A 15,434-nucleotide genomic window follows, 5' to 3' on the forward strand; every position below is an offset into this window, starting at 1 on the left:
TCTAATTTCGGATAACAATCATCCGTATTCAAACTTGAAGGTGTTTTTATTTGTCTCATCTTATGGGGTCAGTCCCGGCTCTCGGCGAGCCGCACAGTTTTTTTATGCGATGGAATGATTGGAGTTTTCTTCCGCATCCCCGTTTTCACTTGCGGGCGCCGCCATACGGCGCTCGCGTTCCTGTTCCATCCGTTCAATATACACCCTTCCTTCTTTTTCAATAAACGACTGGTCAAGCTTTTCCTCTTCTTTAGCTGTTGTGAAAAGCTTATAAGCGCTGAAAATAATTCCGATAATGCAAAGGTATACCCACCAAGGAAAAAATAGCACGTCGGTTTCCTCCCTTTTTTACCCAGAGTCTTTATTCTAAGCTATGCTTGATAAAGACAAGTTATGAGAGCTGAACGTAAAAAAGACCGATCATAGAGAATCGGCCTTTTTATCTTATTGATGGAAAGTCGGTTTGTAGAAAGAACGGTTTTCAAGCGCAAATACACGCTCTGTGTATTCGCCCGGCTTCACCCGTTCCAGCGCTCTGTCCATCATGATCATTTTTGCATCCAGATTGTCAATGTAGTGAAGAATTTCCGCTTCCTTCACCATCGGCGGTTTCGGGCTTCCCCATTCCGCTTTTCCGTGATGGCTTAAAATCAAATGCTTCAGAATCAGCACTTCTTCAGCGTCAATCTGAAGCTCTTCGGCTGCTTTTGAAAGCTCTGTCACCATGATCGAAATGTGTCCGAGCAGATTCCCTTCCACGGTGTACGTTGTGGAGACGGGGCCTGAAAGCTCTTTTACTTTGCCGAGATCATGCAGAATGACTCCGGCATACAGTAAATCCCGGTCAAGAGACGGATACAGATCGGCTATCGCTTTTGCCAGGTTCAGCATGGACACTACATGATACGCAAGCCCCGAAACGAACTCATGGTGGTTTTTAGCCGCCGCCGGGTAATCCATAAACTCAGCCGCATATTTTTTGACCAGATGTCTTGTGATCCGCTGGATGTTTGGATTTTTCATTTCAAAAATGTATTGAGTGACGGTTTCCATCATTTCGTTTTTCGGAATCGGCGCCGTTTCCAGAAAATCATCAATGCTGACATTTTCGTTCTCGCCGGCCGGCCGGATGTTTCTCAGCTTAAGCTGGTTTCGTCCGCGATAGTGATGGACATCTCCGATCACCTTCACGATCGTCTGCGCCGCGTACGTTACTTCATCAGTCGGCTTGGCATCCCACAGCTTCGCTTCGATATCTCCCGATTGGTCCTGCAGCATTAACGTCAGGAATGGTTTTCCGTTGCTTGCGATTCCCTTAGTCGAAGATTTAATCAGAAAGTATTGATCGACCTGCTCGCCGACCTCGTGCAGCATAATACCTTTTGCCATTCTATTAAAAGCTCCCTCCATATCTTACATAATACCAGTATAGCACATACCTCTTTTTTGAAAATAAACTCTTTTATGACAGGAGGCGCATGACTTGTCCGCTGTGAAAAGACCGGCTGACATGCTCATGGCAGGTGAAATAAAGTATCTGCCGCCCGCCTTCTGAAAGCTGATTCAGCACATCAAACAGCCGCTGCAGCCGCTGCCTGTCAAAATGGACAAAACTGTCATCAAGTAAAAACGGCAGTGATACCGCAGATTCCCTCTCTGACGCAAGGGCAAAACGAATCGCCGCATAAAGCTGCTCGCATGCCGCCTGTGACAGTTCGCCTGCAGAAAACACCGTTCCGTCTTTCCGCATGACCATAATGGAATCATCAGCCTCGGAAAAATACAATTTGTGATAGCGTCCGTCCGTAAGCGGTCCGTATAATGCACCGGCGGTTTCTAACAGACGGGGAAGCGTCACTTTTTTATGCCGCTCCATTTTTTCCCTTATAATGTGTCTGACCGTCTGTAATGCGGCCCACTCTTTAGCGGTTTTTTTCACGCGCTCCTTCTGCATTTCTGTCTGCTGTTTTAAATCGGATACAAGCCCCGAGGACTCCAGCTGCTCTTGCTTCACCGTTAATAAAGCGGTTTGCTCACGGAGCTGGGCGCTTTTTTCCTCAAGCGTTTTTTTCTCTGTTTCCTTCTGAACGACTGTATGTTCAAGTTCGGACACTGTGCGGCTCATGTACGGCTCCAGCTGTTTTCCGCCTATGCCGGACAAGTGCGTTTTGATTTCGCGCAACTGCCGCTCTGTTTCCCGGCGGCTTTCAGTCAGCCTGGCGAGTTCACAAAAGTGTTCGCGGTTTTTTGCGCCTGCCGCCATGAAAAGCTGTTTGACCTGCTGTTCGTAGTAATGAACTTCTTCGTTTAATTCACGCATTTGCTCTTGTGCATGCAGCAGATCCATTTCGAGCGCCTGCTTTCGTTTTGCTTCCTCACGGGTCCGTTCCGCCTGCGCCAGCAAAACGTGCAGTCTTTCTTTTACGGACAGCTCCCTTCCGTCTGAAGGACTCAGCTTTTTGACCCGGTCCTCAAATGCTCTTTGCAGCTTTTGCAGCCTGCCCGCTTCAATGGTCAGCTCATGCTTGTTAAGGATTTCTTTTTTGACATCTTTCATCACATGATATGCGTCAAGAAGATGGGAAGGACTTCCTGAAAACCCCAGTTCATTCATAAAAAGTTCCGCCTGTTTTTCAGACGGCGCCATTTCGGCCTCCCATTCTTCATATTGGCGGATGACTCTTTCATATGCCGCTTCTTTCTGTTCAAGCACGGCTTGATCCGCAATCAGCTGCTGCCGGTGCCGGCCGTCACGCCAAAGCTCTTCCTGCAGAAGATCAGCCGCTTCTTTAGAGATCGCCGGCTTCTTTTTCTTGTGTCCGGGCCCTCCTCTTTCTGACGGCAGCGGTTTTTGCATGCCGGACAGCATATACAGCAGCAGAGCACCGGTAAAAAGGGCGGCGGGCAGCCATTCCTTTAACATAGCGAAAATCGCAATGAACAGAATGCCCGCACCGAGAAAGAGCTTTTTTTGTTTGGCGCGCTGTTTTTCCAGATGCTGAACATGTGCCTGCCATTCGTTTCCTTCTGTATCAGCCGTTTGCTTATATGATTGTAAAGCGGCTTCTTTTTCTTTCCTGACAGCGGGGTCCAAAATGTTTTCCGCCGTCAAGGCATGTTTTCGTTCGGCTTCTTCCAGCTCCAGCCGCGCTTGTTCGAAAATCGCATCAAGCTGTGTCTTTCTTTCTCTTGCCTGTCCGGCGCTCTGCACGGCTTCCTGCAGCCGCCATTCATATTCATAATCGGTGTTCAGTGAAAGAATGCCGTCTTCCTCATGTCTTCCGAGCTGCTGCAATCCTGACGAAACGCGGGCAGATGTCTGCCGGATCTGTGATTGGATGGCGGCAAGCTGTTCGCCGCGCGATTCGTACATATGCTGCTCGCCGGAAAGCTCCTGCAGCTGCCGCTCTTTTTGCAGCAAGTCCTCATTTGGAGCGAGCAGATCAGCCTGCCGCCTGAGTTCAGCCGCTTTTGCCCGAAGCCCCTCAAGACGGGCCGCTTTCGGATGGAGATGCGATTCGTATTTTTCAAGCTGATGCATTCCGTCCTTCGGGAATTGCTTCAATGCTTCCGGATAAGAAGAAAGTTCGCTTTCCAAGGCTGTTTTTTTGTCTGCGAGCGGCTTTGCTTCTATCGCCGATTTTACTGTTTTGATTTCTTCAGTTATGTCTTTCAATCGTGCTTCGGCATCCTGCAAACGGCCGCCGGCGCTTTTTTTCTCTTCCAGAAGGCTGTGATAGCCCGCTTCCGCAGCTTCCGCCTGTTTCAGCTGGGCGCTGAGCCGCTTTAATGTATCCAACTCCTGATTTAAGCGGGGGTTCCGCCCGTTCGGCTTATACATCCTGTCAAGTTCTTTTGCCAGCCGCCCGTCAAGCTTTGCCGCCGCTTCCGACCCGAATAAGCTCGAATACAGGAGAAACTCGCCGATTTTGTCCCGGTTAAAAGCTTGAATCTCCTGCAGTCCGAATACATCGAACGAATAGATCGCTTCGTACAGCGCCCGGTCTGTATCGGAGAGAAGCTGTTTGAGCCATTCTCCGTCCTTGATTTCGCCTGAAGCCGTATACACTCTGACTTTTTCGGCAGCGCCTTTTGTCCGTTCGATTTTGACAGCGCCGTGATCGCCATGCTTCAATTCCACAGTACCGCCGTAAACACCGCCGTTTTTCGGTTCGTATTTTTTTGATTTCGGAAAACCGAACAGCACGCTTTTGATAAAGGACATCAATGTCGTTTTGCCCGCTTCATTTAACCCGTAGATCACTTGCACGGGAGAATCTGACAGCTGAAAACTTCGGTCGGAAAATTTTCCGTATTGGTAAATATGCATCGCCGTTATTTTCATCGCTGAAGCTCCTTCATCTGGCGTCTTAAAACGGCTTGAGCCTGCCGCTTAATATCCAGTATCTCTTCATCTGTAAATGAAGCCATCTGACGCCGGTATACGGGATGACGCTCAAGGGCTTCAAATACACCGCTCATATCCGCGCATTGTTCTATGTCCTGAAGGAGCCCTTTAAAAAACGGATCGAGCGGCACGGTTTCTGTTTCATCCGTCCGATCCTCAAGCGCAAGCGGCCAGACGAAACATTCCTCTTCGGCCTCTTCCTCCTGTAAAGCGGAAAGAAGCTCCTCCGCGATGCCTGCGGGCGCCTCCGTCCAAAAGCGGGGCGCTGCGCCGCGAAGCACCAGCCTGACACATGCCGGGCGGCCCGCCGCGCGCAAGCCGGAGAATGTATCTGATGCGGCTTTCAGAAGTGAAGTCATATGTTCAGCTCCGGAGATATCAAGATCAATTTCCTCCCATAACACATCATGCGCTTCTTTGAATTCCCAAGACATCTCACCGTTTGCCGCCCGGACGAGATAATATCCCTTAGGCCCGGTTTCTTTTAAATGCCGGGCTTGAATATTCCCGGGGTAAATGGCGGCGGGATGCTGGGCGGACAGAACCTGCCGTTTATGAATGTGTCCGAGCGCCCAGTAATCCATGCCGCTTTTTTCAAGGTCTTCTTTCGTAAACGGGCAGTACGGGTCATGCCCTTCCGCTCCTGATAACATGCCGTGGAGCATGCCGATATGATAAGGCGCACCGGTCATTTTCCGGTAACGGGCCGCCTGATTGACCGTTACGCTTCTTTCCTGATAGCTGCATCCGTATATGCTTGCCGCAAGCTCTCCGTTTTTAAAGAAAGATTTTTCCTCCGGTGTATCTGAGGAGAATGTATGTACATTTTCAGGCCATTCAATCGGCGTCCACTTACCGCCCAAATGATCATGGTTGCCGAATATGACGAACACTTGGATATCCGCTTCCTGTAATCTCGCAAACTGTTTTCTCAAAAACAGCTGGGCTTTTAAACTTCTGTTGGCTTCGTCAAACAGATCCCCCGAAAGCAGCACGAAATCTGCCTGCTCCCGGAGTGCCCCGTCCGTCAGTCGGCGGACGCTGTGAAATGTGCTTTCTTTAATACGCGCATATACCGGTTCAGGCAGATTCGAAATGCCGTAAAACGGGCTGTCCAGATGCAGGTCAGCGGCATGAATAAACGTCAGATCAGCCATCTCGCCCTCCCCTTTCTGCAAATTGAATTACCCTTATTTTAGCACCGTTTTTATACGAATGCACGTTCTGTAAAATAAAAAAACAGCCCGGCTGTTCCGGGCTGTTTCACTTATTTTTTGGAGATGCGCAGCGCTTGTTTGATCGCTTTGAATCCGCTGGCGTTTCCGTAAATCAAAACGCCGCCTTTGTAAATTTTCGCGCCGACCGCTGCAAAGATCACGATAGTGACCAGTGTCAGGGTGATTCCGGCCGCAGCCTGCCAAAACGGGATATCGAGCATCCCGACGCGTAAAAACATAATCATCGGCGTGAAAAACGGAATGTAAGATGTAACGGTAATAAAACCGGCGTCAGGATTGCCGATGCCGAACATGGCGATCATAAAACCTGCCACGACTAAAAAAACCATCGGCTGAATCGTCTGCTGTACGTCCTCTATCCGGCTGACAACACTGCCGAGAAACGCGGCAAGCGTCGCGTAAAGAAAATAGCCGAGCAAATAGAAAATGACAGCATAGACTATCGTCGAGACGGGAACATCCGTAAAATTGAGAAATGCACTGATCGGCGACGACGCATCATTTTGAGGGTTCAGCTTCAGTGAGAGATAACCAGCCGCAATCAGCACCGCAAACTGTGTGATCCCCACGAGCGCGATACCGAACAGTTTGGCAAACATCTGCTGAATCGGCGGCATGCTTGAAATTAAAATTTCCATGACGCGGGACGATTTTTCCGTCGCCACTTCCATCGCAATCATGCTTGCGTACATGATAACTGAGAAGTAGATGACAAACAGCATGATGTATACAAGCCCCATTACCTGACCGAGCTCTTCCTCGGATTTCGCCCCTTTTTCCAGCGCGTCTTTGCTGACTTCCGGCGGAGTGTAGAGGCTGCTGACTTTTTCTGCCGAAATGCCGAGCTTGGCGGTTTCAACAGCGGTTTTTGTCTGGGTTAAAGCCTGCTTGAGCAGTTTATACGCTGATTCATCGGAAATGGTCAGCGCCTTGTATGCTCCTGTTATCGTTCCTTTTTGATCTTGTCTGATGATAAACAGTCCGTCCCATTCACCGTCTTTGACACGCTTTACGGCATCTTTTTCGGACTCCTTCGTCTCCATTGCCTGCAGATCATTGTCTGTATCCGCCGCTTTAAGCTGTTTTGCAAACGCCGGGTACAGCCCGCCCGTTTCATCAATCACCGCGATTTGCTGCTTGCCGTCATCCGATTGAAACACGGATATAATCGATTGCAGGTTGGTCACCGCTAATACTAATAAAACGGTAATGGCGGTCGAAATAATGAATGACTTTGTCGCGATTTTGTTTTTATATGTATGAAACAGCATAATCCAAAATTTATTCATATACGGCCCCCACCTTTTCTATAAAAATATCATGCAGTGACGGCTCTTCCAATTCGAACTTCCGTATAAAACCTTTCCCTTGCAGCGCCCGGAAAATATCCTGAGAAACCGGTTCATTCGCGACCTGCAGTCTGATTCCGTCATTTGTTTCCTTCCATTTCACGACGCCTTCATGCGTTTTTAAAAAGCTGAGGTCATCATCTGAATGAACGGTGACATTTTTTTTGCCGAAAGACCGCTTAATGTCTTTCAGATTGCCTTGAACGACGGGTTTTCCCTTCTGGAGAATGCACAAATTCTCACAAAGCTCTTCCACATGCTCCATTCGGTGGCTTGAAAAAACGATGGAAACGCCGCTGTTTTTCAAAGAAATGACCGCTTCTTTCAGCAGCTCGACATTCACCGGATCAAGACCGCTGAAAGGTTCATCGAGAATCAGCAGTTCAGGCTTATGCAGGACGGCCGAAATGAACTGGATTTTCTGCTGGTTTCCTTTTGACAGCTCTTCTACTTTCTTATTCTTGTAATCTGTAATGCCGAACCGCTCGAGCCATGTCATGAGCTCTTTTTCCGCCTCTTTTTTGCTCATTCCTTTTAATCTCGCCAGATAGACAAGCTGGTCACTCACCTTCACTTTCGGATACAGCCCCCGCTCTTCCGGGAGATAGCCGATTTTTTCACTGATGGAATAATTGACCGGCTTCCCTTTCCAGGTGATATGCCCGTCAGTCAGGCTTAAAAGACCTAAAATCATCCGAAAGGTCGTCGTTTTTCCCGCGCCGTTTGCGCCGAGCAGCCCGAACATTTCCCTTTCAGGTATTTGCAGGTTCAAATTGTCAACAGCGGTAAAGCTGCCGAATGTTTTCGTTACGTTTTCAATTGTAAGCACGAATCCAACTCCTTCCTTGACCCATTATATACTAATAATGGGTAAAAATTAATGGAGGATTTTAAATTCTTTATCAGAATATCATTCTATAAAGGGGGTGACATGATGGGACAATATGTATTGACCGCATTCCATGCGTCGGGAGAAACGCTGCTGGATGAACGGATCGAAGCGGATAATGAGGCGGAGGCGAAGGCCGCCGGAGAGGCTTTGTTAAAGGAAAAAAAGCTTGAGAACAGTACTCACCGCTTGGTAAATGAAGCCGGAAAGCTGATTTTATTCCACAGATAACAGAAGCTTTCCGGCTTCTGTATGTTACCGGTTAAATTGCGGCGTCCGTTTTTCTAAAAAGGCGCGGATGCCCTCTTTATGATCATCCGTTTTTCTCATATTTTCCTGGGCCTTTCGTTCAAGAGACAAAACGTCTTTTAACCGGCTGATATGGAGGCTCTGATAAATAGCCTTCGTTTCAATCATCGCTGACAGCGGCGCATGCAGCAATCGGTCGATATACGGTTGCGCCCCCTCCGCAGGGCCGCCGCTGAACAGCCCGTCGGCAAGCTTGAGCCGCACCGCTTTTTCAGCCGGCAATTTTTCACCGCTCCAAATCAGTTTTTTCGCTTCGATCTCACCGACGCGTCTCATTAATAAATAATGGCCTCCTCCATCGGGAACCAATCCGATGCCGATGAAATTCATCGCGAGGCGGGCGTTTTCTTCAGCGAGCACCACATCGGCGCACAGCGCGAAACTCAGCCCGAGCCCCGCCGCGGCTCCGTGGATGGCGGCTATCACAATTTTTTTCATATCATAGAGCGTCAGCGTAATGGATTCGATCATTTTCATGAGCCGTTCATATTCTCCTGAATCATGATCAGACGTCATCATCTGGATATCACCGCCCGCAGAAAATCCCCGGCCTTCCCCCCGCAAGAGGACGATAAGCGCTTCGCTGTCGGCGGCCATCACGCATGCATTTTCCAATTCCCGGAGCATTTGTTCATTCAGCGCGTTGTAACTGTCAGGCCGGTTCAGCACAATCTCTGCGATCTTTCCCTTTTCTTCATAACGAATATACTGCATGTTTACACCCTCCTTGTATCCGCTTACATATTTTGTTCAAATGATATATTCCTTCCGCCGAAGCGAAACTCCTTTATTTTTCAAGGTCAATAGATACCGAAAAATGCATATCATTTGAAACTGAACATACATTTTTATATAGTGAAATTGATATACAAAACAAAAGGGGGAAAAACGCCGATAATGAAATATGTGATACTCAGCTTGTTACTGAGCTTTTTTATGGTGCTGTTCCCCCCTTCGGATGTCGCTCTTCCTTCCCAATTGGTGACAGAAACAGACAGCCATGTACAAATTTCGGTTTACCCGCAGGAAACGGAATCGGCAAAGACGCCGGTTCAAACCAAAACCGCTCCGCAAGGCCTGTCAAAAGGATACGGTGCGTTATCCCGGATGATCTCCCTGTTATCTGTCAAACCTCTTGATCAATTCATTGATTCCACAATGGAAAGGACATGCGCCATTCCGATACAATACCAGTCAAATTACCTCCGGCATCAGACCATTTCTCATTGCCAATCTGTATTTACGATGTAAAAACAGTATATTCCGGAGGGATTTTTTATGAATATTAAAGAAAACGATCTGCCCGGTATCGGGAAAAAATTCGAAATCGAAACGAGAAATCATGAAAAAATGACGATCATCATTCATGATGACGGCAGGCGGGAAATTTACAGATTTGATGACCGCGACCCTGATGAGCTTCTGGCAAGCATTTCACTTGATGATGCGGAAGCAAGACAGATTGCCGCGATTATCGGCGGTATGGTGTATAAACCGCAGGCGCTTGAATCGATTGAAATGGCGTTCAACGATCTGATTATCGAATGGTTTAAAGTTGAAAAAGGGGCAAAAGCGGCAGGGCGGACGCTCGGCGAACTGGATGTGCGGCAGAACTATGACGTGACGGTCATCGCCATCATTAAGCATAACCGGAAAAAGCTTTTAAACCCGGGCGCTGATTCGCTCCTTGAAGCAAACGATACACTCGTCCTCTCAGGTGAAAGAAAGCATCTGAAAAAGCTGATCCAAGACTTCCTCTCCAGAGACGGAGTGTGATCTGTTTATGGACCATCTCGTATTTGAAGTCGGTACGGCGTTAGTTCTTGTAGCCATTGCGAGTGTCATCGCCAATAAAATTAAATTCTCGATCATCCCCTTCCTGATCATTTTAGGAATGCTTGTCGGGCCGCACGCGCCCCAAGCGGGCATCATTGACCTGACGTTTATCGAAAGCCGGGAAGTGATTGAATTTTTTGGACGGATGGGCGTCCTGTTCCTCCTCTTTTACCTCGGGCTTGAATTCTCGGTCGGAAAATTAGTCAAATCCGGACGTTCAATCGCCGCCGGCGGAACGATTTATATTCTGATTAATTTCAGTTTAGGGCTGATCTACGGCTTTATCACGGGCTTTTCCTTTTTGGAAGTGCTTGTATTGGCGGGCGTCATCACGATATCATCAAGCGCCATTGTCGCAAAGGTGCTTGTCGACTTAAAGCGCACGGCCAATCCGGAAACGGAGCTGATTCTCGGCATCATTATGTTTGAGGATATCTTTCTGGCGGTTTACTTATCGGTCGTTTCCGGGCTTGTTCTGGGAGACGCGACGTCTGTCGGAGGCGCGCTGATGTCAATCGTGATCGCTTTCGGATATATGCTGCTGTTTTTCATTGCCGCCCGAAAATTGCCGCCTCTGCTGAACAAGCTGCTTGATATCCGTTCAAACGAGGTATTTGTCATCGTCATTTTCGCCGCGCTCTTTTTCATTGCCGGCTTTTCCGAAACGATTCATGTCGCTGAAGCGATCGGCGCGCTATTGCTCGGACTCGTGTTTTCGGAGACGGCCCATTCTGACAGGATTGAGCATCTTGTCGTGCCGTTCCGTGACTTTTTCGGGGCCATGTTTTTCTTCAGCTTCGGTCTCAGCATTGATCCGTTTTCACTCGGAGATGCGGTATGGCTTGCCCTTGGCGCCGTTCTGCTGACGATTGCCGGAAACTTTATCGCCGGCATGATCGCCGGGCGCCGGGCGGGGCTTTCTCATAAAGCATCGTCTAATATCGGGCTGACCATTGTGTCACGCGGCGAATTCTCCATTATCGTCGCAAATCTCGGCATCGCCGGCGGCCTGTCCGCTTCACTTAAACCTTTCGCCGCCTTATATGTTTTGATACTGGCCATCTTCGGCCCTTTGCTCACGAAAGAATCGAAGCGGATATATCTCCTGTTGAACAGCGTGTTCAAATGGAAGACGCCTGAAAAGAAGCCGCAGAAATCATAAAAAAACTGACCTCTTCATAAGGGGTCAGTTTTTTTGAGCGGGAAGAAATTGCTGAAAAGCCGTTTTTTTATTAATGGAGAAATGCTCTTTTCCCAGAATGGTATTGATGATTTTTTGATTTCTGTAAACAGACAGCTTCAAATTCGTAGCGCCCGTTCCGTGAGCATGATCAAGATTCGTTAATGTGAAAAAATGATGCCGCCTGTCGTCCTTAAAGACAAGACGGGAATCGGCCGTCACTTTAAACCGTTTCTCATCCTCCCATTCGATATCGGGGGCAATTGCCGTAAACCATTCCGGAATATGAGGTTTAAAACCGGTCGCCAATATCACTTTTTCTGAATCGGCCGTAAAGGTTTCATCCATCTGCCATTGATGAAAGCTCAGTACGCAGCGCCCGTTTTGCTTTTCAATTTTTTCAAGCTCCGCCATCGGCTGAATATACACGTCAGGCGAACCTCCGCTGATCGATCTGTGATACAGGGCATCGTAAATGGCGGCAAGTGTGTCAGAATCAATGCCGTGGCGCAGTCCGTCCAGCTCAGGAAGTGTGTTCAGCCGTTCTTTAAAAGGCAGGCGGTTAAAATATTCCACATAATCAGGTGTAAACATTTCCTGCCCGAGCTTGGCGGTTTCTAATTCTCGGAATCCGGCGGAGCGTGTCACCCATTGCAGCCGGCTGCGGCGGTATTTTTCATCGTGCAATAAGTCAGAAAAGATCTCCGCGGCGCTCTGTCCGGAGCCGACCACTGTAATTGATTCGGCGCCGGCGAGCTCGTCTTTCCGAAACAAATATTCCGTGCTGACCATCGTGTCCTGACGCGCTTCGGCAGCAATCTCTGCGGGAATAAGCGGTTCAGACCCCGTCCCCATGACGAAATGCTTCGTTTGATAGACACTGATGCTTCCGTCCTCAATGTTCTTGACGCTGACGTCATAATGTCCGCCGGCATTTTTCACGCCGATTACCTCTGAGCCGAAACGGCATGATTTGATTTCTGAAGCCGTCCAGCTCAAATAGTCGTTAAATTCCCGTCTCGGAATATCAAATTCATTAAACGTATAAAACCGGTACAGCCGGTCATGTTCATGGAGAAAGTTTAAAAACGTGTAGCGGCTTTTCGGATCGGCGAGCGTGACCAGGTCCGCCAGAAACGCCACCTGTAAATCCGTTCCTTTAATTAACAGGCCCGGATGCCACGCAAATTCTTTCTTTTTATCGAAAAAAAGAGCGTCTGTTCCGGGTATATCCTCTAACAATGCGGCAAGCCCTAAATTAAACGGCCCGATTCCCGCTCCTATGACATCATACATATTATGCACCTCTTGCGAATAACAGTCTGATAGTCTTTTCCCGTTTTTAAAGACGGTTAAACATAAAAAAAACGGCACGCTGATTCCGTGCCGTTTTTGATATTATAATGCAGATTTGACGAACATCTCATCTAAGTATTTGATTTTCTCTTCTGTATAATGCTCGAATCGGTCATTATATGATTTCGGATCTTTCGGATTGGCGAAGTGCGTGATTTTTCCGGTTTCCGGATGAATGAATTTGCTTGCCGCGCCGCAGCCGATACCGATAATCGTCTGCACTTCTTCCATAATCATAATGTTGTAGATGCTTTCCTGACCAGGGAAGGAGTATCCGACATTTTCAAGGTTTCCGAGAATGTTTTTCTGCCGGTACAAGTAGTACGGCGTATAGCCGTGCTCTTTTGTCCAGCGGACGGCGTCATCCATCATGCGGGACACTTCCTGTCTGTCGGCAACTTTATACTTATGCTTGTTTCTCGTCATTTCTGACGCCCGTTTAAAAGAAAGCGTATGAACGGTCAAAGATTCAGGCATCAGCTTTTCCGTTTCCTCAAGACTGTGCCTGAACTCAGCCGTCCCTTCTCCCGGCAGGCCGATGATCAGGTCCATGTTGATGTTGTTCATGCCGTGTTTGCGGGAAAGATGGTATTTTTCGATGGTTTCTTCAACTGTATGATGTCTGCCGATGGCCTTAAGCGTTTCGTTTTCATAAGATTGCGGGTTGATGCTGATTCTGTCAATCTTATACTTATTTAAAACGGCCAGCTTTTCCTCCGTAATCGTGTCGGGTCGGCCCGCTTCAACGGTAATCTCCCTGATATTCGCGACATCCGGGAAAGAGCGGACCATTTCTTCATATAAAAGATCCATTTCCTCAGCGGTAATGCTTGTCGGCGTGCCGCCGCCGAAATAAATGGTCGTCACTTTGATATCATGCCGCTTCAGCCATTCTCCGATTTTCTGCATTTCATAGTGAAGCCCCCATAAAAAGGAGCCGACTCTTCCCGCCTGTCCTTGAATGGCATAAGCCGGAAACGTGCAGTAGGCGCATTTCGTCGGGCAGAACGGGATGCCGATATATATGCTGACTTCATCTTTGACGCGGTACAGATCGGGAACCGCAGCGAGCTGGCGGTCGACAATCTCCTGCATCAGATTGATTTTTTCATCATGGATCAAATAATCTTTTTTCAGATCGGCATGCGCCTCTTCTTTTGTCAGGCCGCTCTGCAGCTTTTTATGAAGAAGTTTAGTAGGCCTGATGCCGGTTAAGATTCCCCATTTTTGTGTCATGCCCGTATGCGATTGAAGAAGATTTAAGTAGACATATGACAGCGTGTTTTTCACCTGTTTAAATACTTCTTTTTCGCTCCATCCGGCAAGAAGCGGTTTCGTGTGATGTTCCTTTTCGCCGGTTCCTTTGATTTCTCCGGATACCGACACGCTGTCTGCATCTTGAGAAATGGCAAGTGAGATGACGAGATCAGAGGGTTCCTCCGTTTCGCCGTACGCAAGAACACACTCTTCAAAAAATAAATTCGCGATGTTTTGCAGCGGACGATGCAGCCTGTCATCCGTGATGCCGTCTATTTTTATTTGCAATGTGATCACCTTATTTTTCAGATTCAAAACTTTCTTTAGTGTACAGAAAGAACAGGCTAAAATCAATCCGCGAAAAAGCCGCAGACCGGCGTTTCGCGTCTGCGGCTCTTGATTACGGCCGTTTCATATGGAACTTATCGAGAAAGCCTTTGCGGTGCTGCATGCGGAAATATTCCTTAATCATATAGGCGACTCCCTGTTCATCATTTGACCTTGTCACCCAATCCGCTTTTCTTTTTAATTCATTTGAGGCATTCCCCATCGCAACGCCGAGACCGGCCAGCTCGATCATCGGCAGATCATCTTCCTGATGGCCGATAGCCACAACCTCTTCCATTGAAAGCCCGAGATCAGCGGCGACCATCGAAAGTCCGCTTTCTTTTGAAACCCCTTTAGGCACGATGTTCAGTTTTTCTCCGTTGACGCGGATCACATCGACGGCCGGGAATGCTTTCATTATCGTATCCGTTATATCAGCCTGCAGGCCATCTTCGGCATGCACTTCAATGACGGGCGCTGAAACCGGCTCATCAAGGAGCAGGTCACTTAATGATTCGACAAACTGCACCGGATAAAAAATCGGGTCAGACGGATGAATCATCGTTTTCCCGACCAGATTGGAGTTCACTTTCTTCTTGTTTCCGATCGAATATTTTTCGTGAAGAAGCCGGATATTGCATGGATAGCTTTCCAGCACCTGAACAATATTAAACGTGTGATCTTCTGATATTTTCTTTTCAAAAAACGGCTCATCTATTTTTTCAGAAATGTATGCGCCGCTGTGGGTAATCAATTTCGCATTCAGCTTTAATATTTTCGCCACTTTTTGAGCGGAGCGAAAATGGCGGTTTGTGACCAGTGTGACGTAAATTCCTTTTTTCTTGACGTATTCGATGGCATCCTTTGTCGTCTGATGAAGTTTGCCGTTGGAGCGAAGAAGCGCTCCGTCTATATTTAACGCCAGCATTTGTTTTGACACAGAGAAGTCCCCCTCCTTGATGACTGTACTTGTCATTAGGATATGACCCTGTCTCTATGTTTAGAACAACCTTTTCTCCGCAGCAAAAAAGCCTGCCTCAAGCAGACTTTGAACTGTCGTTTTGTTGGGATACGATCGATTTGCTGCCTTCTCCCCAATGTGTATTTCTATTTACGAAATATATCAGGAACCCCTTATTTGACCGTTGATGCGCTCGTTTCACTTACTCTCTGTTGCTACCCCTTATCATACCAGGCAGTATAGGCGACCGTATCCTTAGATCATCTGTAAGTGTAGGCGCTTTCAGAGTTATTATCTCAATTATATTGTTAAAAAACAAGGGTT

General features: G+C 47.9%; 14 protein-coding genes. 4 read left to right on the top strand and 10 right to left on the bottom strand.

The annotated features are described in order from the left end of the window. Positions 1–102: 102 nt before the first annotated feature. The 6 genes from AC3WTF_RS15395 to AC3WTF_RS15420 all read right to left on the bottom strand — a co-directional run bounded on the left by AC3WTF_RS15395 (position 103) and on the right by AC3WTF_RS15420 (position 7,824). A complete protein-coding gene (locus AC3WTF_RS15395; protein WP_012117207.1) occupies positions 103–330 on the bottom strand; it encodes a sporulation YhaL family protein in 228 nt (75 codons plus the stop codon). 114 nt (positions 331–444) lie between these two features. Then, entirely contained in the window at positions 445–1,389 is a 945-nt protein-coding gene (yhaM, locus tag AC3WTF_RS15400) for a 3'-5' exoribonuclease YhaM (protein WP_003155251.1), read from the bottom strand. Positions 1,390–1,462: 73 nt separating this feature from the next. Continuing rightward, positions 1,463–4,345: an ATP-binding protein gene (locus AC3WTF_RS15405; protein ID WP_492314301.1), complete on the bottom strand. Its 2,883-nt coding sequence runs from the start codon at positions 4,343–4,345 to the stop codon at positions 1,463–1,465. Continuing rightward, a complete protein-coding gene (locus AC3WTF_RS15410; protein ID WP_047935544.1) occupies positions 4,342–5,565 on the bottom strand; it encodes a metallophosphoesterase family protein in 1,224 nt (407 codons plus the stop codon). The genes AC3WTF_RS15405 and AC3WTF_RS15410 overlap by 4 nt, the downstream gene beginning before the upstream one ends. Positions 5,566–5,675: 110 nt before the next feature. After that, the gene (locus AC3WTF_RS15415) at positions 5,676–6,935 is read right to left on the bottom strand and encodes an ABC transporter permease (protein ID WP_020955581.1); all 1,260 of its coding nucleotides are present in this window, start codon (positions 6,933–6,935) and stop codon (positions 5,676–5,678) included. Continuing rightward, positions 6,928–7,824: an ABC transporter ATP-binding protein gene (locus AC3WTF_RS15420; protein ID WP_003155257.1), complete on the bottom strand. Its 897-nt coding sequence runs from the start codon at positions 7,822–7,824 to the stop codon at positions 6,928–6,930. The genes AC3WTF_RS15415 and AC3WTF_RS15420 overlap by 8 nt, the downstream gene beginning before the upstream one ends. Positions 7,825–7,929: 105 nt before the next feature. Here AC3WTF_RS15420 and AC3WTF_RS15425 point away from each other — a divergent pair, with 105 nt between their 5' ends. Further along, positions 7,930–8,115 (top strand): YhzD family protein, encoded by a 186-nt coding sequence (locus AC3WTF_RS15425; RefSeq protein WP_003155259.1) that lies wholly within the window; start codon positions 7,930–7,932, stop codon positions 8,113–8,115. Between the two features lie 24 nt (positions 8,116–8,139). Here AC3WTF_RS15425 and AC3WTF_RS15430 read toward each other — a convergent pair whose 3' ends face one another. Continuing rightward, positions 8,140–8,907, bottom strand: a complete 768-nt coding sequence (locus AC3WTF_RS15430; RefSeq protein ID WP_007409232.1) for an enoyl-CoA hydratase — start codon at positions 8,905–8,907, stop codon at positions 8,140–8,142. 183 nt (positions 8,908–9,090) lie between these two features. Between AC3WTF_RS15430 and AC3WTF_RS15435 the strand changes: the two genes are divergently transcribed. Genes AC3WTF_RS15435 through AC3WTF_RS15445 form a run of 3 tightly spaced genes read left to right on the top strand, consistent with a single transcriptional unit; the run spans position 9,091 to position 11,191 of the window. Further along, a complete protein-coding gene (locus AC3WTF_RS15435; protein ID WP_007409233.1) occupies positions 9,091–9,444 on the top strand; it encodes a hypothetical protein in 354 nt (117 codons plus the stop codon). Between the two features lie 27 nt (positions 9,445–9,471). Continuing rightward, a complete protein-coding gene (locus tag AC3WTF_RS15440; protein WP_007409234.1) occupies positions 9,472–9,969 on the top strand; it encodes a cation:proton antiporter regulatory subunit in 498 nt (165 codons plus the stop codon). A 7-nt stretch (positions 9,970–9,976) separates the two neighbouring features. Next, on the top strand, positions 9,977–11,191 hold the full coding sequence (locus AC3WTF_RS15445; RefSeq protein WP_003155266.1) for a cation:proton antiporter: 1,215 nt from the start codon (positions 9,977–9,979) through the stop codon (positions 11,189–11,191). Between the two features lie 24 nt (positions 11,192–11,215). Here AC3WTF_RS15445 and AC3WTF_RS15450 read toward each other — a convergent pair whose 3' ends face one another. From AC3WTF_RS15450 to AC3WTF_RS15460, 3 genes are all read right to left on the bottom strand, one after another. Next, positions 11,216–12,505 carry a lysine N(6)-hydroxylase/L-ornithine N(5)-oxygenase family protein gene (locus AC3WTF_RS15450; RefSeq protein ID WP_047935543.1) on the bottom strand — a complete coding sequence of 430 codons (1,290 nt, stop codon included), beginning with the start codon at positions 12,503–12,505 and terminating at the stop codon, positions 11,216–11,218. Between the two features lie 102 nt (positions 12,506–12,607). Next, the gene (locus AC3WTF_RS15455) at positions 12,608–14,110 is read right to left on the bottom strand and encodes a coproporphyrinogen III oxidase (RefSeq protein ID WP_007409236.1); all 1,503 of its coding nucleotides are present in this window, start codon (positions 14,108–14,110) and stop codon (positions 12,608–12,610) included. A 112-nt stretch (positions 14,111–14,222) separates the two neighbouring features. After that, on the bottom strand, positions 14,223–15,089 hold the full coding sequence (locus AC3WTF_RS15460) for a Cof-type HAD-IIB family hydrolase (RefSeq protein WP_007409237.1): 867 nt from the start codon (positions 15,087–15,089) through the stop codon (positions 14,223–14,225). Between the last annotated feature and the right edge of the window lie 345 nt (positions 15,090–15,434).

This window comes from Bacillus sp. EB106-06-01-XG163 (genome assembly GCF_058791615.1).